The sequence below is a fragment of the Fictibacillus sp. 7GRE50 genome, assembly GCF_015903875.1.
GTDB lineage: Bacteria > Bacillota > Bacilli > Bacillales > Fictibacillaceae > Fictibacillus > Fictibacillus phosphorivorans.
In genome coordinates this window covers 12,540-31,148 of record NZ_JACZDW010000004.1, presented here as the reverse complement: position 1 = coordinate 31,148, position 18,609 = coordinate 12,540, and the positions used below count along the sequence as shown (strand labels likewise).

Below are 18,609 nucleotides of genomic sequence, written 5' to 3'. Positions count from 1 at the left end.
AAAAAGGAGATTTTTAAAATGAAAGCAATCGCAATTTGTCTGATCGTTTTTGGGATTATCGGTTTACTATTATCTTTTGTCATGTATGGGGATATAGGGATTGCCGCAGCCATTGGTTCTATCACAGCAATTTTGTGTGGTATTGGTTTTTCGAAAGCATTCGATAAGATTAACTCTATAAACAAATCAAACTCACACCATCAGTAATAATTAATTGATTAAAAGGTCGTGACAACATGCAGCTTAAACATCTTTTGCCAAAAACAAAAAGCGACTACTGGGAGGATCGGGCTGAAAAAGTCCTCTCCCATTTTCAGTTTGCATCAGCTGACGAAATCGACATTCTACATATTTGTAAGATGTATGGGATTAAGATGCTGCCGTTGGACGTGAATTTTTATGATGGGGATATTGAAGACGGGATTAAGGCATTCTCTCTCCCCTCTGCTAAAGGACGTAAAGGTGTGATCTACATTCAGCCTGGGTTGGATGCAATTGAAAAGAAGTTGATTCTTGCTGAGGAGTTTTGTCACATCTATGCCCATTATCAGTGCCAGCTGACATTGGACACGCATGCTATCGGAAAGTTGGAAGCTCAGGCAAAACGAATGGCTGCCTATTTGCTAATGCCTAGAAGATTCTTAGATGAAGTGTATCTTGCTGCCGCAGAACAGACTGTTTTGATCACTGACATCGCGGATCACTTCCTTGTTGATGAAGAAACCGCACAATACCGCCTGCAGTTGGAGTTCGATCGTAAGGTAGATGTGATCGGATCTATTGGCGGTAAGGTTGGGACGATTGAATGGTTATAAAGGAAAGGAGGCACCATTTATGATTGAAGCAGATATTTTACTAAATACAGCAGCTCGTGGCATGACTAAGCCAAAATTTTTCCATTGTAGTGACAATCAAGCTTATTTAATAAAATTTAACCATCCCACTGAATGGAATAGAATTTTATTTAATGAGTTTGTTTCATATCATTTAGCTGAATATTGTGGCTTACCAATGCCCAAAATGGAACTTATAAACGTTTCACCTGAACTTTGTGCTATGTATAACAATATTGAAGGTTTAACTCCAGGTATTAAAGTTGGTTTCCTTAAAGAAGAGATAGAAGACAACCATCATTCTTCAGGAATACTAAAGGAACCATATATTACTGCTTTTAAGAAGGTGGATAATAAAGAAATATTCCCATCGATGATAGCTTTTGATGCCTTTATTCATAATCGGGATAGAACAGGAAATGACGGTAACTTTATTTTAACTTTCTCTGGGTATAATTCTTATTTCATGAAAGTTATTGATCATGGTCACGCACTAATGGGTCCTTCAGCATCTCCTCAAAGGCTTGTTCATCTAAGAAGTTTTAGAGACGTTCAAATAGATCCCATTGGAATAGTTTATGAAGCTGTGAAGAATCAGATTGATCTCACTACTGGAATCAATCCTTTTATTAATATTATTAATCGTATTGAGTCTATTCATGAACAAACACTAATAAACATATTTCGAATGATACCAAACTCTTGGGGTATTAATACAACAGAGAAAGAAGCAGTTGTTCGATTTTTACTTGAGAGGAAATTAAGTGTTAAAATACTATTAAACAATCTGGTGAACGGTGGATATTTCCCATATTGGAATAAGGAGGGATTATCATGGCAAGGATTGCATGCAAGTTCGCTGTAATACAATACATGCCTGACGTTATTAAACAAGAGTTAATTAATGTCGGAGTTGTTATGCATTGCCCTGAACAAGGGATATTAAAGGCTCGTTTTCTGAAGCAACTTCAGAAAATCACAAAAATTTTCACCTCTGTGAATATAAATGAGTACAGAAATTTCAAGAACATTTTCAATCGTCATTTAAAAATCTCGTCAAAAGAATTAATCGACTCAAAGTTAAATGTTCCAACTTCTTTAATTGAATACCTTGATTCTTTTTCCGAAATTGAATTACCGAAATTCATTATTAAAAAGCCTCAACCAATGTTAACTGAGAATCCGTTGCAAAAGCTTGATGATTTGTTTAATTTATACGTTTTTGAAGAAGATCGGATAGATAAACGAGAACAACCTTTTGTAAACACAGTTTGGGAAAAGTTCAAAGGTGCTGGACTTGAAAAGTTTATTAAAAAAGAAATAGAGTTACCTGATTTTCCTATCACAATAGATTATGGATATCAAAACGGTCAACTAAACCTTATACAACCGATTAAATTTACCGATCAATTCAAAGACAATTTTAAAGAGGGTTTAATGTGGAAAGACGCAATTGAAATAAAAAACAGATCTGAGAGTTACAAAGATTCTCCTTTTTATGCAGTTGTAAAGCCACCCGCAAATCCTCAAAAAGTAGGGTTTAGTTTAGCGTTAGATCAATTTAGAGATTATGAAGGAGTAGAAATTGTTAAATACGGAACAAGACAATTTAACGAATTCTTAGATCATATTAAAGAGCATGGTCATGAATTGCATTAATATGCTCACTTGCGATAATAGCCTTTCCATTGGGCTATTATTTTTTATTAAAGTTAAGGAGGAGAGATATATGGAAAGAGTCTGCATGTATTTACGTAAATCACGTGCCGACCTTGACGCAGAGGATCGTGGTGAAGGGGAAACATTAGCAAAGCATAAGAAAGCTTTGTTAAAAGTCGCGAAGCATCAAAATTTGAATATTATCAAAATCCGGGAGGAAATCGTTTCTGGAGAAAGTCTCGCCTTTCGTCCAGAAATGTTAAAAGTGCTGCAAGAAGTTGAGCAAGGTCAATATGATGCTGTCCTCTGCATGGATATGGACCGTCTTGGCCGCGGAAACATGCGTGAACAAGGAATCATCTTAGAGACTTTTAAAAATGCTAAAACAAAGATTATAACAACACGTAAGACTTACGATCTTGAAGATGAATGGGACGAAGAATACACTGAGTTCGAAACTTTCATGGCTCGTAAAGAGCTTAAAATCATCACTAGACGTTTACAAGGAGGTCGAGTTCGTTCGATTGAGGAAGGTAACTATATTGCTACTAGGCCGCCTTATGGCTATGAGATTAAGAAACTAGGACCTAAAGAAAGAATCCTATTCCCACACCCAGAACAATCACCTGTAGTTAAAATGGTTTATGAGTGGTATACCCATGATGATCCAAAACAACGAATGGGTGCAAGTAAAATAGCGAATAAACTCAACGAGATGGGTTATAAAACATATACCGGTATTAATTGGTCCAACTCTTCTGTTCTAACTATCTTAAAAAATGCGGTTTATGCTGGGAGACTGCAATGGAAGAAGAAAGAAGAAAAGAAATCATTGCAACCAGGTAAACAAAGAGATACTCGCACAAGACCAAAAGAAGAATGGATTGATGTAGAAGGTAAGCATGAGCCACTCATCTCCCCTGCCCTCTTTAATAAAGCTCAAGATATACTTAGGAATAAGTATCATGTTCCCTATAATCAACAAAATGGAATCACAAATCCATTGGCCGGCTTAATCGAGTGTCATTTATGTGGTGCGTCAATGGTGTATAGACCCTATACAAAACAAAAGCCCCATATCATGTGCTATAACAAATTTTGCGAGACTAAGAGTACTCGTTTTGAATTTGTAGAAGATAAACTGATTAATGGATTGAGAATATGGCTGCATCATTACAAAGCTGAACAAATTGATTTGGCTCCAGTTGAAGACAATAATGAAAATGAAGTCTTACTCCGTCAGCAAGCTCTCACTGCACTTGATAAAGAGCTCATCGAAATTGAAAAGCAAAAGAGCCGACTACATGACTTCTTAGAAAGAGGAATATACGACGAGGAGACTTATTTAGAACGTACTCAGACTCTTGCTGATCGATATGAAAAGACGAAAGTATCAATTAGAGATATTACAGCAATATTAGAAATTGAATCAGCCAGAGATCAAGCAAAGTCTGACTTTATTCCGCAAGTTGAAATCGTATTGTCTTTGTATCCAAATACTGAGGATCCTAAAAAGAAAAACAACCTTCTCAAGTCTATCCTAGAAAAGGCTGTATACCACAAAGAGAAGACGCAGCGTGGTGATGACTTCTCATTAACCCTATATCCCAAGCTTCCTGACCTTCACAGATAACCTGTGGAGGTTAATTCATTTCCCTCTTTATCCGTTCCGATCGGGTCATGAAGGGAAACATCTTTCTTCGTTTTCTTTAGAGCTCTTAAATGCATCAAGATCTCGTTCTCTATACACCGAGCTGCATACGTAGCAAGCTTCGTACCCTTTCCTCTCGAATAGCTCTCAATAGCTTTTATCAATCCGATCGTCCCAATTGATATTAAGTCTTCCGTATCTTCACCTGTGTTTTCAAATTTTTTCACGATATGCGCAACAAGCCTTAAGTTGTGCTCGATCAACATGGCTCTAGCATGTTCGTTTCCTTCGGCCATCTCTTTTAAGTACTGCTTTTCTTCATTTTCAGACAGGGGCTGGGGAAATGCATTATTTTTAACGTATGATACAAAAAGCATAACTTCCTTAAAAAAGTAAGCCAACACACCTACTAATGACATGACAGCACCTCCAAGACGATTCTCTATTCCCTTAACAGTATGCGGTGCTGGGCTTGGGTGTGTCTGTACATCTTTAAAAACCTGGGAACCTTTTTATTTTTTAAATCGTACTAGAAATAAATGGTTCAATTATGAAGAAATCCATACTATAATGGAGCATGGAATGAGGTGAAGATATGAATAAAACAAAAAAGCTTATTGCAGGTGTATCCTCTGCATCTGTTGCAGTTATGCTCTCTGGCTGTAACGACCAAGCACAAGATATCCCACCAGAGCCAACTGATACGGAATGCCAAGATTGGGAATGGGATGAAGACGATGGGGTATATGAATGTGATGATACCGGTTCTCGCTATTTCGGTCACTATTACCACGGCGGAAGTTACTACAAAGGAAAGAGCAGCTTATTAAAAAGTTCTGCTTATAAATCCTACAAAAGTAGTTCGAGTTTCAAAGGCGGTGGATCTGGCTTCGGAGGAAGTAAAGGATTTGGCGGATAAATCATGAGGAGTTGTGAAGATGGAGAACTTATTTCTTAATTTTGCCCTTTATGCGGCAACAGGACTTGGATTACTTTTTGTCGGCTTTATTATATTTGAATTAACAACAAAAACGAAAGAACTTCAATTAATCAGTAAAGGAAATTGCGCAGCTGCTTTATCACTTGGCGGACGACTTTTTGGCCTTGCTTTTGTCATTGGATCATCGATCGCAAATTCATTGAGCATTGTTGATTTGCTAATTTGGGGATCAGTGGGAATCATCGCTCAGATCGTAGCTTTATTCGTAGCAGAACACCTAGCGATTCGTTCAAGCATCTCAAAAGCAATCGATGCGGATAATAAAGCAGTTGGACTTCTTGTCATGTTTTTAAGTATTTCCGTTGGTTGGGTTATCGCTCAGTGTCTTACATATTAAAAGAAAGAGCATGTGGCATCTGCCACATGCTTAAATTTTATCTCCGACATACATCACATAAACAGCACGGTCTTCATCTATTTCAGCTGAATCACGTAAATACTGTCCTTTACCAGGTATATCTACTACGTCTTTTAATAAATAACGGATAACATCCCAATGGCTGTTTAAAGCTTGCGTATGAAGTACAGGCATATCTCCTGAAGAGTTATAAGAGCGGAATTCTAAAAATATCCCTCTTCCTTTATAACTCGTTTCCTCTGTAAATCTTCGCGCTTCTCCTACTTCTTTTATGATTAAGATCTCCTCGCTACCTTTCATCTCGTTCGATTGAAGCTCGTACTCTTTTCCACCTGTTACAAAAAATTCACAGAGCTGCCGCGCATATTTTTCATCGTTATGCATGTTTTCAGGAATCTTATACGTTAAGAAGGCTTCATATTCGTTGTCTCTTTCGATAAAATAAGTGAGTTCCATTATTTTCATCCTCTTTATAATTTGTTATGTTTATCATACCAGTTTACAGTTCTAAATGTATGTTTTGGAGGTAATCACACGCATGACCTATATAGATAATAGACAAAAATTTTATAATCAGCTACCTGAATTTTGGGCCGATATGTATGGCCAAGAATATGCTTTATACGAACCAGCTGAAATTTCAGAAGACGCTGTAAATGATGCGAAACTGCTTGGCGAAAGAGGCGGTCATATACTGTTTAAGACCGCTTCCCTCCTGCAATCTGAAAATATTGAAGATGATACCTTACAGCTTCTAGGTTTCCCAGAGGTTCTTAATTCGTTTCTACGCTATCAAACGCCATTAGCGAAAACGGTAATTGGCAGGATTGATTCAATCGAAACACCTGAAGGACATAAGATAATGGAGTTTAACAGTGATACGCCCACATTTATTTATGAATGTTTTAAGGTGAACGGTTTAATCTGTAAACAACACGGATATCGCGATCCTAACGAAGACAAAGAAAAACAATTAAAGAACGCTGTACGCTCCTCCATCCTGAGTGCGTATCGACACTTACAAACAGAGCATGCCCCACATATTGTTTTTACAGCACATGAAGAGAACATTGAAGACAAACAGACTGTTCTTTATTTAAAGAAACTTTCAGGATTTCCTTCTCAGTTTGTCCCTTTAGAAGAATTGGTCATACGAAAAGGAATTGGTTTATTCGATCAAAACGGGAAAAAAATTGATGTTTTATATAGACAAACATTTCCGATCGAGCTTCTTATTCAAGATGTAGATAAAGTAACAAACGAGGATATAGGCTTACAGTTAACACAGCTTGTGGTTCAAAACAAATTGGCTATCATTAATCCACCATCAGCCTTTTTATTACAGAGCAAAGCCATCTTAGCCGTCATATGGGGATTACATGAGGCACGATCTCCTTACTTTTCTAGTGAGGAACACGAATGGATCGAACGCTATTTTTTACCTACTTATCTTGAACCTGATCCATTTTTGAAAAACAAAGAAAAGTATGTGCAAAAGCCCGTTTTTGGCAGAGAAGGAGATACAGTTCGTATTTTTGATGGTGTCGGCAGCATCATTGATCAAGACAAACATCAGAGTTATGACAACTATGTAAGTGTTTATCAAAAGCATGTATCACTGCCTAAGATGACTTTCCAATCTCATAAAGGTGTTCAAGAAGGCTACCGAATGACAGGTACATTTATCATTAACGGAAAACCAAGCGCTTTTGGATATCGTATTGGAAATGCGATAACCGATAACCTATCTTATTTTTTGCCTTCTTGTATAAAAAAATAGCGCATGCCGAACCGGCACGCGCTACTTTTTACAGCCATGAAGACAAATTATTAGATGCTTTTTCTTTAGCACGATCATAAAGTGTTTTTACTTCCCTATCACGAGCATAAAGCTCATTAGATCGACTGTTCCTCTTAATAGAAAAAGTAATCGTTACAAAAAACAAATGTAGTGTAAACATATCTTTTTTAACTCCTTCGTTTCAATCGTATTTTTTCCCTCAGGTTGAATCTTTCTCCGTTAGAAGCCAAGTCAGCAGTGTAATTCCAATCATTATCATTTTCTTCTCCTCCTTTAAGTTGTATAAAAAAAACACCGCAGAATAACCCCTGCGGTGTTAAAAAAGCACACAAAAAACCGCAGGCATTCGACCTGCGGTGTCTTTTAAATAAGTTAAATAGACATACTGCTCTGATTGGCGGTCGAACGTAAAGATTTATTCAGTTGGTAGATCGTATCAATGTACATCATCATTTTGTTCAACCTCCTTTTATATAATTTACTTTACTTAGAAAACCTTACACTATTTACCAAGTCGTGTAAAGAGTTTTTTTTATCCTAGATAAGTATATGCACGTGAAATCGAAAGTTCACAAAAATTAGGGAGGTTTTCTATAAATAGGCAATACCTACATAAGATAATTATGTGTACACTTTCACAAACTTTTACTATAATTATGAGTGTAAAGGGGGAAACACAAATGATACATCCTAAGGTCATCTTTGCTTCAACACGGCCTTTTTCATTAACAGCATCTGTCATTCCCGTTATCTTCGGGACAATTCTTGCATTACAGTGGACAAGTATACATTGGCCTACTTTCTTTTTAACACTTATTGGTGCTGTTTTTCTTCAGTGCGGAACAAACTTAGTGAACGACTATTTTGATCATGTAAAAGGTGCGGATATACCTGGTTCGTTGAGCCCATCAGGCGTCATCGACCGAAAAGAGATGACTCCGCGCCAAGTATATATCACAGGACTTATTTTCTTTGGTCTAAGTATTATTGTGGGACTTATTTTAACTGCACTTACCGGCCCTGTTGTTCTTTATTTCGGGATTCCGTCATTACTTGTAGGGTACTTTTACACAGCTACTCGTTATGCGCTTGCTTACAACGGACTAGGTGAGATCGCATCTGGAAGTACACTAGGTATTCTCGCAGTTGTTGGTTCGTTCTACACACAAACATTAACGTTAAACACAGAAATCTTTTTAGCTGCTATCCCTAACGCTCTTCTTGTTATGGCTATCCTTCATGCTAACAACTTGCGTGATTTCGATACAGATAAGCAGATCGGCAAAACCACTATCGCTGGTTTGATCGGAAGAAAAGCATCACGACTAGAATACTATGTCTTAATGCTTGGTACGTATGTAAGTTTATTAGCTCTTATATTCTTAGACATCTTACCGCTTTGGAGTCTAATCGCGGCGATTACCCTTCCCATCGCGTTAAAAGGGTTAAAGATTGCGATATCCACATGGGATGCTAAAGAGTTAAACAAGGCGCTTGGTTTAACTGCACTTCTTCATATGGCTTTTGGTATTTTACTTTGTGTAGGTACGTTAACTGGAATACTATTATAAACGTGAAAAAGTCCACTTCTATAAAGTGGACTTTTTCTTTTACCCTTTTCCAGCTTGAAAACCTGGATATAATGTCATTCCGCCGTCAGCAATTAGTGTTAGACCTGTAACATAACTTGCTTGGTTTGAGGCTAACCAAACTGCGGTCGCTGCAATTTCCTCTGGCTCCCCGATATAGCCCATAGGAATTAACTTTAAAACGCCTTCTTTTTGTTTTGGATCTGAAAACTTTTCTGCATTAATCGGTGTATTGATGGCACCCGGCGCAATGCCGTTGATTCGGATACGCTTAGGAGCATATTCAAGTGCGAGGGTTTGTGTCATCAGCTTTATTCCGCCCTTACTTGCTGCGTAATGTACAAAATGTGGCCATGGAATGATCTCATGTACACTCGACATATTGATTATAGCTCCTTGGATGTCATGCTTTAGGAAGTAATCGATCGCCTCTCTGCAGCCTAGAAACTGGCCAGTTAAATTCGTTGAGATAACTTTGTTCCAATCTTCTAATGTGAGCTCATGTGAAGGAACTTCATTTTCAATTCCAGCGTTGTTAATCATGATGTCTAGCGACCCAAACTCATTGATTGTTTTCTCAATCAGTTGTTTGATGTCACTTTCTTTTGTTACATCCCCTTGTACAGCAATTGCGTTTCCACCACTGTTCTTAATTTCCTTAATCATTTCTTCTGTTTCTTTCACTTGTTTATCTGAATGGAAGTTAATGACAACATTAGCTTCTTCTTGTCCGAATCTTAGTGCACATGCTTTACCGATGCCTGTTGCTGCACCTGTGATTATAACCGTTTTTCCTTTTAAATCTGGATACATCCTCTTCAGCTCCTCTATGATTTTGTAAATCCTAACATGACGCCACCCGCTATGATAATTACACAACCTGAGATCACCCAGATGATCTCTTTCTTACTTCTTTTTTCACCTAATAAAAAGATTCCTCCGAGTGTTGATATGATGATACCGGTCTGTGAAAGCGAAAAGCTTGTCGCGATTCCAATCAGAGGCAATGACAGCAGTAAGGTCAGATTACCAGTGCTCCAAATCAGTCCTGTTAAAATATTGCGCACAGAATACTTATTAAACGGTTTATGTTTAAAAGATAAAACGAGCGCGCCAATAAACATCCCTACGGCTTGAGGTAAGATAGCTTGCCATCCATTTACTTCAAACCATCTGATAATAACGACATATGTAACATATCCTATCGTTGATATAAGAAGGATGGTGAGTCCTTTTTTAAAGTTTTGTTTATCTTTTTGGTCACCTTGTTCACTTCTTCTTGATGTTAATAACGCTCCTGCTATGATTGCACAGATTGCAATGATTCCGATGATAATTTCTGTTGTTGTTTTCCATTCATGAAAAACGATAACACCAAACAATGTTGTTCCGAACAACTGCATACCTGTTGAAAGAGGAACGATTTTAGAAACCCCTAAATAATCAACACTAGCAAATTGGTTTCGCTGTCCGATCACCCAGAAGATCCCTGAAACGATACCGATCGCAAAAACTGTAATATCAAGATCCGGCTGAACGATAAAGAATGCAACAATTGAAAACAGTAGAGCTCCTAATGTCATTCCAAATGTTTGACTGTGAAAATCTCCGCCAAGTTTTTCGCTCACTAAGACGATACTTCCCCAGCAGACTGCTGTAATAAGTGCCCAGATGATACCCACTAACTCCACTTCTTTCTCTAATATAGATTGTTAAAACTTAGTATGACCTTCTTCGGCCGTTCTGTATCCATACCCGATTGTTCTAACGGAATAAACTAGTTAAACTAAAACTTCTATAGGTGACATGAAAGACTGAAGAATTAAGCTTTGTTAACGATTTAGTTCAAGTGATTCATATGTAATCGCTTTCTTTTTATGAGGTGTAGCGAGTGAAGACACTTTTTCAATTACGGTTAAGAACATAAAAAATACCGCCCCTGCTTAAGGGACGGTACGTGAAATTATTTATATGGTTTATTCACTTAATTCTTGTAATTGTGTTTTGCACTTTCTTACAACGTTATACATAAGTGCAGTGAATCCCAAGCATGTTGTCGAGGCAATACCTAATGTGATGGATTGAACAAAGTTTTTGTCTTCAACAGGAAGTACTAGTCCTAAATAAAAGAACGTGCTAACAGCCAATAAAATAAAACCGAAGCGCTGGTAGTCAGCGATTTTCTTTTGAATGAATTCAGCATTGTTTTTCATAAAAGTGTCTACCTCCTACTCCTAATCTCTATATAAAGGATAACATAGGTAAGACCCTATTCTACCAAGTAGATTTTGACAAAAGCGTGAAGTAAATTTGTCTAAATTGTGATCAAAAATTTGCATCGTATGCCTTAAATGGAAGGTGAATATATCTTTTATTAATTTGAGTCAAAATGCTTCAAAGGGGCCTCTAAACTGTTAGCAGTGTACCCTGCGGGGGATTTAAAGTAATAATTCAGCAAAATCTTGAATTTTGCAATCGAAAAGGCTTTTTTCATTCTTCCATAGATGTTAACTTAACAACACACGCAAACAAAAAAAGAACAAGTGCCGGTTAAAGCACTTGTTCTACCCTTTATGTTCCTCATTTAACTTAAAGCATTTTTCAGATCATCGATCAAATCGTCAGCATCTTCAATACCAACAGAGATACGGACCAATCCATCTGTGATTCCTAGTTCTGCTCTACGTTCTGCGGGAATAGATGCATGTGTCATACGAGCAGGAACGGAGATCAAACTCTCAACTGCTCCTAAGCTTTCTGCAAGTGTGAAGTATTTTACCTTTTTCAGAAGTGCATCAGCATTCGCTTGTGAACCAACATCAAAGGATACCATACCACCGAAACCACCAGATTGTTTCTTAGCAATCTCGTGCTGAGGATGATCTTCTAGTCCTGGGTAATAAATCTTCTCTACCGCTGGATGAGATTTTAAAAATTCAACGATTTTTTTCGTATTGTTTTCGTGAGCTTCCATACGCAACCCAAGTGTTTTGATACCGCGAATGAGCAACCATGAATCTTGTGGCCCTAGAACGCCGCCTGTTGAGTTTTGTACGAAATGAAGGTCTTCTCCTAGCTTTTCATCGTTTACCACGACTAGGCCAGCTACAACGTCACTATGTCCGCCAATATATTTCGTTGCAGAGTGAAGAACAATATCTGCACCTAATTCGATCGGATTTTGCCAATATGGTGTGTTAAACGTGTTATCTACCATGAACAGAAGGTTTTTCGCTTTTGCCCAAGAAGCTACAGCTTCAATGTCTGTAACCTTTAATAGCGGATTTGTTGGTGTTTCTACATAGACCGCTTTTGTGTTCGGTTTTAATGCCGCTTCGATCTGTTCGATATCTGTTGTATCCACGAACGTCGAATCGATTCCAAGACGGTTTAATACCTTCGTCATCACACGATAAGTACCGCCGTATACATCGTCTGTTAGAATAACATGATCACCAGAATCAAATAACATCATAACGGCGGAAATAGCAGCCATACCTGAACCAAACGCAAATCCGCGTTTACCACCTTCTAAGTCTTTAATTAGTTCTTCTAACGCATGTCTTGTAGGATTTCCTGTACGAGAATATTCAAATCCGCTATGCACTCCTACATCTTCTTGCTTGTATGTGCTTACTTGATAGATCGGAAATGACACAGCTCCTGTAGTCTTATCAGAAGGAATGCCTCCGTGGATCAATTTTGTTTTACGTTTCATTATCAGATGCCTCCTTCATAAATTTTCTTGCTTAAATATCGCTCTGAGCTGTCAGCAAATATCGTGACAATATTTTGTCCCCGTTGTGCTGTTTGTGCTTCAATGAGGGCTGCGTGTAACGCTGCTCCTGAAGAACTTCCGACAAGAAGACCTTCTTTTTTAGCTAGTTCAGCGACTCTTTGGAACGCATCAACATCCATGACTGTATGGATGCTTTTGAAATAGGATGGGTCCATATAGTCTGGCAGAAATTCCATACCGATACCTTCCGTCTTATGAGGTCCGGATTCTCCACCATTAAGAATAGAGCCTTCAGGTTCAACTATAACCGTCTTCACGTTTTCGTTCTTTTCTTTTAAATAGCGAGCTGTACCCATGAACGTACCACCTGTACCCGCCCCGGCTACAAAAACATCTACATGACCATCAAGCGCATCCCAGATTTCTGGACCTAATGTTTTGTAGTAAGTGTTTGGGTTATCCGGATTAGAAAATTGAGAAGGAGAAAAAGAATTCGGAATCTCATTCAGCAACTCCTTTGTTCTTTTTATCGCTCCTTTTATTCCATCGGCAGTAGGAGTATGAACGATAGTAGCACCCAATGCTTTCATAAGCTCTTGTTTTTCGATACTAAATTTTTCTGGAATAACAAAGATTACGTTTATACCTTTATTAATCGCAGCAAGAGCTAGACCGATCCCTGTATTTCCTGCTGTAGGCTCGATGATCGTTCCACCTTGCACAAGATCACCTTTAGCTAGGGCTGCATCTAACAGCTCCAAACCTAACCGATCTTTCACACTTCCGCCAGGATTCATGAACTCCAGCTTTGCAAATAAACGAACACCTTCTGGAAGTGAAAACTGAGTGATCTCCATAAGAGGTGTATTACCGATCATCTCATGCACGTTTTTAAAATATTTCATTGAAATCGTCCTCTATTCTCCGAAAACAATATGCCACTCGTCTTTTTTAGCAAGCATCTTGCGCGCGATCTCTTTCGCACCTTCAAGACTATGGTTAGCTGCCCAGCCACATTGTACTTCATTACATGCAGGTACTTCAGTAGCTTCTAATACATCGTGCAACGTCTTTTCTAGTACATCTAAAATCTCATCATAGTTATCATGGTTGATCACAGATAGATAAAAACCAGTCTGACAACCCATAGGGCTGATATCCACTACAGTAGAATGGTGATTTCGAATGTTTTCTGCCATCAAATGTTCAATGGAATGAAGTCCTTCCATCGGCATATGATCTTTGTTCGGCTGACAAAAACGGATGTCATACTTATGGATAATATCTCCGTTAGCACCTGTTGTCGTACCTGCTAATCGGATATATGGCGCGACTACTTTTGTATGATCAAGGTTAAAGCTTTCTACATTCATTTTCTTTGTCATAATGATTTCAGCTCCTCTACGATTTTTTGTACTAATTCTGCCGAGTTCTTAGATGCTGTTTGTAAGAATTGGTCATAAGAAACACGTGCATCTTTTCCTGCAATATCTGATAAAGAGCGGATGATCACAAAAGGAATGTTGAATTGATAACACGTTTGAGCGATAGCTGCGGCTTCCATCTCAGCTGCAAATAGAGCAGGAAACTTGCCTCTGATATCTTCTACCCTAGCACGGTCACTCATAAACGAATCTCCTGAAGCGATCAAACCTTTTGCTACTTGTATGTTTTCCACTCTCGCTCCAGCTCTCTCAGCTGCATTCACAAGTTTTTCGTCAGGAAGGTAGTTCGGAGGCATCTGTGGTACTTGACCGTGCTCATAACCAAAGATCGTTGCATCCACATCATGATGGCGCACATCAGTTGAGATGACTACATCACCGACGTTTAGATCCGAATGAAAACCTCCTGCAGATCCCGTGTTTAAAATAGCGTCCGGTCCATAAAGCTGGATCATTAACGTAGTACCGATCGCTGCGTTTACTTTTCCGATTCCTGATTTTAATAACACGACTTCTTGACCACCGAGTAAGCCTTTGTAAAATTCACAACCTGCTAGCTTATTTTCTTCTAGATCTTCTAATTGCTCTCTCAACAGAACAACTTCTTCTTCCATTGCACCGATAATTCCAATTCGCTTCATAATATTCTCCAATGTCTATTTTTTTACCGCTTCCATCAGCCAGACATATTCATTAAGTTTTTTGAACGAAACCTCAAAGTCATGTTTCTTAAATAGATCTTCTAGTACTCCGAGGGTTGTATAATACTCAGTCTGCAAATCTTTTAACAAGTTAAGAAACCCTTGAGATCTTACTTTTTCATGACGCTCTTTTTTATCATCTTCGTGAAGATAAGCGGTATCTGCAAACACAATTTTACCATTCTTTTTAAGCAGCTGGCTATACTGTCCGATTGCAATATCCTTTTCTTCATCTGTTAGGTGGTGGAACGCATAAGTGCTTACGATAGTATCAATCTCTTGATCGAGTTTTGGAAAAGATAAAAAGTCACCATCATAAAGTGTTAGATCTGGATGACGGTCGGACGCTTTTTCACGCATTCCTTTTGACGGCTCAATGCCAATCACTTGTTTACCGCTTTTAAGTAATTTCTCGCTTAAGTTGCCTGTTCCAACTCCGAACTCCAAGACAACATTTCCTGAACGTTGAACAACCGTTTCTAATATTTCATCATATTTATGAAAAACTTCCTTATATTCCTGATCATTTCCTGAAACCGTTTCGTCATAAGAGGAAGACCACTCATCAAACAGATCAATAAATTCTCGTCCCATTTTTCACACTCACCTTTTAATTTATATAATTCCTATCAATATACTATGAATTAAAGTCTTACAGGTTCCAAATTATCATAATTACTAAAAATTTTCAAATGAAAAATCTTTTTCTTTTGGCAATAATTACAGATATATCTCGACTTTACGAATGGAGTTAGGTGATGGCCAGCTCTCTGCAGCTGGCTTTTGTGCATGGAAAATGGAAGTCATGGTGGTCGGCCTGCTGCTAAAAATACACCATCCTATAAAAATGGAGTAACATCACATAAAAAAGAGCAGGCATCACATAAAAAAGAGCAGGCATCACATAAAAATTTTAGGTTATCACATAAAATTTGCCCTTAATCATATAAAAATAAATTTCAACTCATAACTTGTACACTCCAAAAAGACACTGCCACCCAAAGTGACAGGGCCTTCTCATTTCGATCCCGCATTCTCTTTATATTTCCAGAAAGCAGCTCGCTTTCCACATTTCAAACTGCCTTCCTTTATGCTCCTTGCTCTTGCGTCTACAAGTTAAATGCTAGCGGAGTAAGCTCCCTCGTCGCATGCCATGGAAGATGTATTTCAGGTGGTAAGCACGCACCTTGCACTCCAATCAATTGTCAAAGGTGACAAGGAGTTCAAAGCAACAATCTTTTTGAAAAGAGTGTTAAACAAAAAAACAACCTGTAATATTAACAGGTTGCTTTTCTTCGTTTTATTGAACTGGAGTTACACTCGTTGGCTGCCATCCTTTTTCAGGAATCCATTGAAGCATAACATCATATTTTTTACCATCGGCTTTCGATTGTACGGTACCTTTTGAAAGATCAGGACCTCCACCATTTCCTAACCAAAAAATGGTCATCTGATCTTGTGGAATGCTGGTCGCATAAGAAAGGGCTTGGACCATCTCGTTCCAGTCTTGTGAACCATCATCATACGTCTTTGTATGAGGTTCTGTTTGTGAAGTTCCGATTGGTTGCCATGGACCTTCAGGACCTCCACCTTCAGGCGTTTCTGATTCTGTCTTTTCTTCTTCTGTTGCTTCTTCATCTGCTTTGTCTTTATCTTCAGCTGATTCTTCTTTATCCTGAGACTCAGAATCCTCATCATTAGCTTTTGACTTTGAATCATCCGTTTCCATCTCAATTGAACGGTTATTGGATTCGTTGTTTTTAGTTGTTTCTTCAGAATTAGATTTGTTCGTGGAAGCTGTTTCGTTATCATCGCCTGAGAAAAGATTAAATGCAACAACAACAATCAGCAAAACAACTAACCCGATTGCTATGTTTAAAAAACGATTTTGTTTTCGTTTTTCTAGTCTTGATTCATAACGTTGGTTTCGTTTCATAATATCCTCCTCAGTAAAATACTTTTTTTATTTTACCACGAGGAGGAGGTGTAGGAACACTATTTCCTATTACTCTTTTTTGATTATCTCTTCCATCAATTTGATTTTTCCATAATTTCAGTTGCGATGTCCCTAAATACAGGAATCGTGCGATTAACGGTATCGTGTTTTAAATCTACGATAACAAGTGCAAAACGGGGTTGACCCGCCGGAAAGTATCCTGCAAACCATTTATTGTTATACCGTTTATCGTCTCCTTTTTGGGCGGTTCCGGATTTTCCTGCAACTTGAAAGGGCAGTGCCTGTAAAGCGTGTGCTGTACCTTTTTCGTTCTTAACTACGTTTAACAATAAGGATTGAAGTCTCATAATCGTATAAGGAGATAACTTTTCATCTTCTTTCTTGTGTTCTTCAAACTTAATCAGTTCGGTACCATTAGCAAAATTGACACTTTTAGCTGCCTTTACTTCATAACTGACCCCGCCCCTAGCAATCGTTGCCATCATATTTGCCACAGCAAGCGGTGTGATCTTAACATCAAGCTGACCGATGGCAGTTTGTGATACCGCCAAAGTACTTTCGTAGTCAGATACTTTCTTTTTCGAGTTGTAGATCTGACCCGCTTCTTCTTTATAGAAATGTGAGAATGCTTCTAGATGATAGACTTCACCTTGCCATCCATTTTGCGTAAGTAGACCTAACTTTTCTGCATATTTTTTCATATAGTCTGAATCTGTTTTTTGCAATTCATTCGCTAGATCTCCAAACGTTCTATTGCAGCTCTGGGTAAAGCTGTCTTCAATATTTAACAAACCTAGCTGCCTTTCATCTCTCTTACCGTAGATGTTAAGGTTACAATCATACATCTTACCGTTTTGCAGCTTATTCTCTTCAATAGCAGCTGCTGCTGTCACAATTTTAAATACAGAACCAGGAATTTGTTGAGATGTCATATGATCTACATGTTTATAGATAGTCTTACTTGAAAATAAGGGTCTGCTTGACATCGCCAACAGTTCATTGGTTTCAATATCAAGCAAAACAGCTCCGCCTTCTTCAACACCATGAATATCAAGTGCTTTTTCTACCGTTTCCTGCATCTTCTTATCTAGCGTCGTTTTTACGTGAAGAGGATATAGGGGGTTCGATTGCGAACGGAATTTAACATCAAGTCCAAACAACGGATGTCCTTGACGATCCACATGATAGATATATTCTGTTTCTCCTTCCGAAATTAAAAAAGGATCAAACGTATATTGCATGCCGTTCTTACCTGTTTTTGTGCTTATCGTAACCGTGCCTTTTTTTAGTTTATCTTCATACTTTCTTTTGATCAGGTCCGGATCTTGTCCAACCGCTCCAATGATATGATTTGCGAAAGGAGTTGGATTTCGTTTTGTAACAAGCTGAGCGTAGAGTCCAGGAACCTCTAGTTTATTAATCTCATTCATCTGCTCTATACTGATTTCTTCTGAAAGAGAGAGTGCAGATGGTTTCTTTAGATCACTGATTTTTTTTGTAAAGTTACTTGTTGGTATATCCAGTATGTCAGCAATAGAATCAATCGGCCATTTACTTGAGTAAAGATTAGGAAAGACGATGACCTGAGCTGTTACATCTGTTGAGAGCAGCTCACCATTTCGATCAAGAAAATAACCTCTTCCATCGTTGATCGTAAAACGGTGTGTACGCTGATCAACACTTTCTTGTATGAGATTCACTTTATTCTTGGAAAAGGAAGTAGTCGAAATCAGCTGTATATCAGCTAACCGATATGTGAGAAAAAGGATAAGGAATAGGAAAAAAAGTGCTACTACCATCGTTCTTTTATTCGATAACACACACTCACCACCTTACACCTATTCTCACCCAGTCGTTTTGATCCTAAACGGCTGCA

22 protein-coding genes and 1 pseudogene are annotated in these 18,609 nt (G+C 38.2%); 10 read left to right on the top strand and 13 right to left on the bottom strand.

What is annotated here, in order from left to right:
• Positions 1 to 18: 18 nt before the first annotated feature.
• The 5 genes from IHV12_RS15085 to IHV12_RS15065 all read left to right on the top strand — a co-directional run bounded on the left by IHV12_RS15085 (position 19) and on the right by IHV12_RS15065 (position 4,125).
• Complete coding sequence (locus IHV12_RS15085; RefSeq protein ID WP_197191380.1) at positions 19 to 207, top strand: hypothetical protein; 189 nt, start codon at positions 19 to 21, stop codon at positions 205 to 207.
• Positions 208 to 254: 47 nt separating this feature from the next.
• Positions 255 to 815, top strand: coding sequence for an ImmA/IrrE family metallo-endopeptidase (locus tag IHV12_RS15080; RefSeq protein ID WP_197191379.1), 561 nt, complete (start codon positions 255 to 257; stop codon positions 813 to 815).
• 19 nt (positions 816 to 834) lie between these two features.
• Positions 835 to 1,698: a HipA family kinase gene (locus IHV12_RS15075; RefSeq protein WP_197191378.1), complete on the top strand. Its 864-nt coding sequence runs from the start codon at positions 835 to 837 to the stop codon at positions 1,696 to 1,698.
• The gene (locus IHV12_RS15070; protein WP_197191377.1) at positions 1,668 to 2,492 is read left to right on the top strand and encodes a DUF3037 domain-containing protein; all 825 of its coding nucleotides are present in this window, start codon (positions 1,668 to 1,670) and stop codon (positions 2,490 to 2,492) included. The genes IHV12_RS15075 and IHV12_RS15070 overlap by 31 nt, the downstream gene beginning before the upstream one ends.
• Before the next feature lie 70 nt (positions 2,493 to 2,562).
• A complete protein-coding gene (locus IHV12_RS15065) occupies positions 2,563 to 4,125 on the top strand; it encodes a recombinase family protein (RefSeq protein WP_197191376.1) in 1,563 nt (520 codons plus the stop codon).
• Between the two features lie 8 nt (positions 4,126 to 4,133).
• Here the strand turns inward: IHV12_RS15065 and sigK are convergent.
• A pseudogene (gene sigK / locus IHV12_RS15060) lies at positions 4,134 to 4,562 on the bottom strand (RNA polymerase sporulation sigma factor SigK); the annotation flags it as partial.
• Between the two features lie 176 nt (positions 4,563 to 4,738).
• On the opposite strand from sigK, the gene IHV12_RS15055 reads away from it, so the two are divergent.
• Complete coding sequence (locus tag IHV12_RS15055) at positions 4,739 to 5,062, top strand: aminotransferase yhxA (protein WP_144698917.1); 324 nt, start codon at positions 4,739 to 4,741, stop codon at positions 5,060 to 5,062.
• A gap of 19 nt (positions 5,063 to 5,081) precedes the next feature.
• Positions 5,082 to 5,480, top strand: a complete 399-nt coding sequence (locus IHV12_RS15050) for a DUF350 domain-containing protein (protein WP_197133361.1) — start codon at positions 5,082 to 5,084, stop codon at positions 5,478 to 5,480.
• 30 nt (positions 5,481 to 5,510) lie between these two features.
• Here the strand turns inward: IHV12_RS15050 and IHV12_RS15045 are convergent, their stop codons facing one another.
• Positions 5,511 to 5,957 (bottom strand): RNA helicase, encoded by a 447-nt coding sequence (locus IHV12_RS15045; protein WP_231620767.1) that lies wholly within the window; start codon positions 5,955 to 5,957, stop codon positions 5,511 to 5,513.
• Between the two features lie 82 nt (positions 5,958 to 6,039).
• Between IHV12_RS15045 and IHV12_RS15040 the strand changes: the two genes are divergently transcribed.
• Positions 6,040 to 7,281 (top strand): glutathionylspermidine synthase family protein, encoded by a 1,242-nt coding sequence (locus IHV12_RS15040; RefSeq protein ID WP_197191374.1) that lies wholly within the window; start codon positions 6,040 to 6,042, stop codon positions 7,279 to 7,281.
• A 28-nt stretch (positions 7,282 to 7,309) separates the two neighbouring features.
• Here IHV12_RS15040 and IHV12_RS15035 read toward each other — a convergent pair whose 3' ends face one another.
• A complete protein-coding gene (locus IHV12_RS15035; RefSeq protein ID WP_197191373.1) occupies positions 7,310 to 7,462 on the bottom strand; it encodes a YrzI family small protein in 153 nt (50 codons plus the stop codon).
• A gap of 520 nt (positions 7,463 to 7,982) precedes the next feature.
• Between IHV12_RS15035 and menA the strand changes: the two genes are divergently transcribed.
• The gene (gene menA / locus IHV12_RS15030) at positions 7,983 to 8,873 is read left to right on the top strand and encodes a 1,4-dihydroxy-2-naphthoate octaprenyltransferase (protein ID WP_197133366.1); all 891 of its coding nucleotides are present in this window, start codon (positions 7,983 to 7,985) and stop codon (positions 8,871 to 8,873) included.
• A gap of 39 nt (positions 8,874 to 8,912) precedes the next feature.
• On the opposite strand, the gene IHV12_RS15025 is transcribed toward menA, so the two are convergent.
• The 8 genes from IHV12_RS15025 to IHV12_RS14990 form a co-directional block, all read right to left on the bottom strand.
• On the bottom strand, positions 8,913 to 9,704 hold the full coding sequence (locus IHV12_RS15025) for a glucose-1-dehydrogenase (RefSeq protein ID WP_197191372.1): 792 nt from the start codon (positions 9,702 to 9,704) through the stop codon (positions 8,913 to 8,915).
• A gap of 14 nt (positions 9,705 to 9,718) precedes the next feature.
• Positions 9,719 to 10,573, bottom strand: coding sequence for a GRP family sugar transporter (locus IHV12_RS15020; RefSeq protein WP_197191371.1), 855 nt, complete (start codon positions 10,571 to 10,573; stop codon positions 9,719 to 9,721).
• A 294-nt stretch (positions 10,574 to 10,867) separates the two neighbouring features.
• Positions 10,868 to 11,104, bottom strand: a complete 237-nt coding sequence (locus tag IHV12_RS15015) for a YrhC family protein (RefSeq protein ID WP_191751792.1) — start codon at positions 11,102 to 11,104, stop codon at positions 10,868 to 10,870.
• 371 nt (positions 11,105 to 11,475) lie between these two features.
• Complete coding sequence (locus IHV12_RS15010; RefSeq protein WP_197191370.1) at positions 11,476 to 12,609, bottom strand: bifunctional cystathionine gamma-lyase/homocysteine desulfhydrase; 1,134 nt, start codon at positions 12,607 to 12,609, stop codon at positions 11,476 to 11,478.
• 2 nt (positions 12,610 to 12,611) lie between these two features.
• A complete protein-coding gene (locus tag IHV12_RS15005; protein WP_197133378.1) occupies positions 12,612 to 13,535 on the bottom strand; it encodes a PLP-dependent cysteine synthase family protein in 924 nt (307 codons plus the stop codon).
• 12 nt (positions 13,536 to 13,547) lie between these two features.
• Positions 13,548 to 14,015: an S-ribosylhomocysteine lyase gene (locus IHV12_RS15000; RefSeq protein ID WP_197133381.1), complete on the bottom strand. Its 468-nt coding sequence runs from the start codon at positions 14,013 to 14,015 to the stop codon at positions 13,548 to 13,550.
• Positions 14,012 to 14,716, bottom strand: a complete 705-nt coding sequence (mtnN, locus tag IHV12_RS14995; RefSeq protein ID WP_197191369.1) for a 5'-methylthioadenosine/S-adenosylhomocysteine nucleosidase — start codon at positions 14,714 to 14,716, stop codon at positions 14,012 to 14,014. Before mtnN ends, IHV12_RS15000 begins: the two co-directional genes overlap by 4 nt.
• A gap of 15 nt (positions 14,717 to 14,731) precedes the next feature.
• Entirely contained in the window at positions 14,732 to 15,370 is a 639-nt protein-coding gene (locus IHV12_RS14990; protein ID WP_197133389.1) for a class I SAM-dependent methyltransferase, read from the bottom strand.
• A 195-nt stretch (positions 15,371 to 15,565) separates the two neighbouring features.
• Here IHV12_RS14990 and IHV12_RS14985 point away from each other — a divergent pair, with 195 nt between their 5' ends.
• Entirely contained in the window at positions 15,566 to 15,718 is a 153-nt protein-coding gene (locus tag IHV12_RS14985; protein WP_197191368.1) for a hypothetical protein, read from the top strand.
• Between the two features lie 358 nt (positions 15,719 to 16,076).
• Here IHV12_RS14985 and IHV12_RS14980 read toward each other — a convergent pair whose 3' ends face one another.
• Together IHV12_RS14980 and IHV12_RS14975 are read right to left on the bottom strand one after the other, a co-directional pair.
• A complete protein-coding gene (locus tag IHV12_RS14980; protein WP_197191367.1) occupies positions 16,077 to 16,712 on the bottom strand; it encodes a YrrS family protein in 636 nt (211 codons plus the stop codon).
• 95 nt (positions 16,713 to 16,807) lie between these two features.
• On the bottom strand, positions 16,808 to 18,553 hold the full coding sequence (locus IHV12_RS14975; protein WP_197191366.1) for a peptidoglycan D,D-transpeptidase FtsI family protein: 1,746 nt from the start codon (positions 18,551 to 18,553) through the stop codon (positions 16,808 to 16,810).
• Between the last annotated feature and the right edge of the window lie 56 nt (positions 18,554 to 18,609).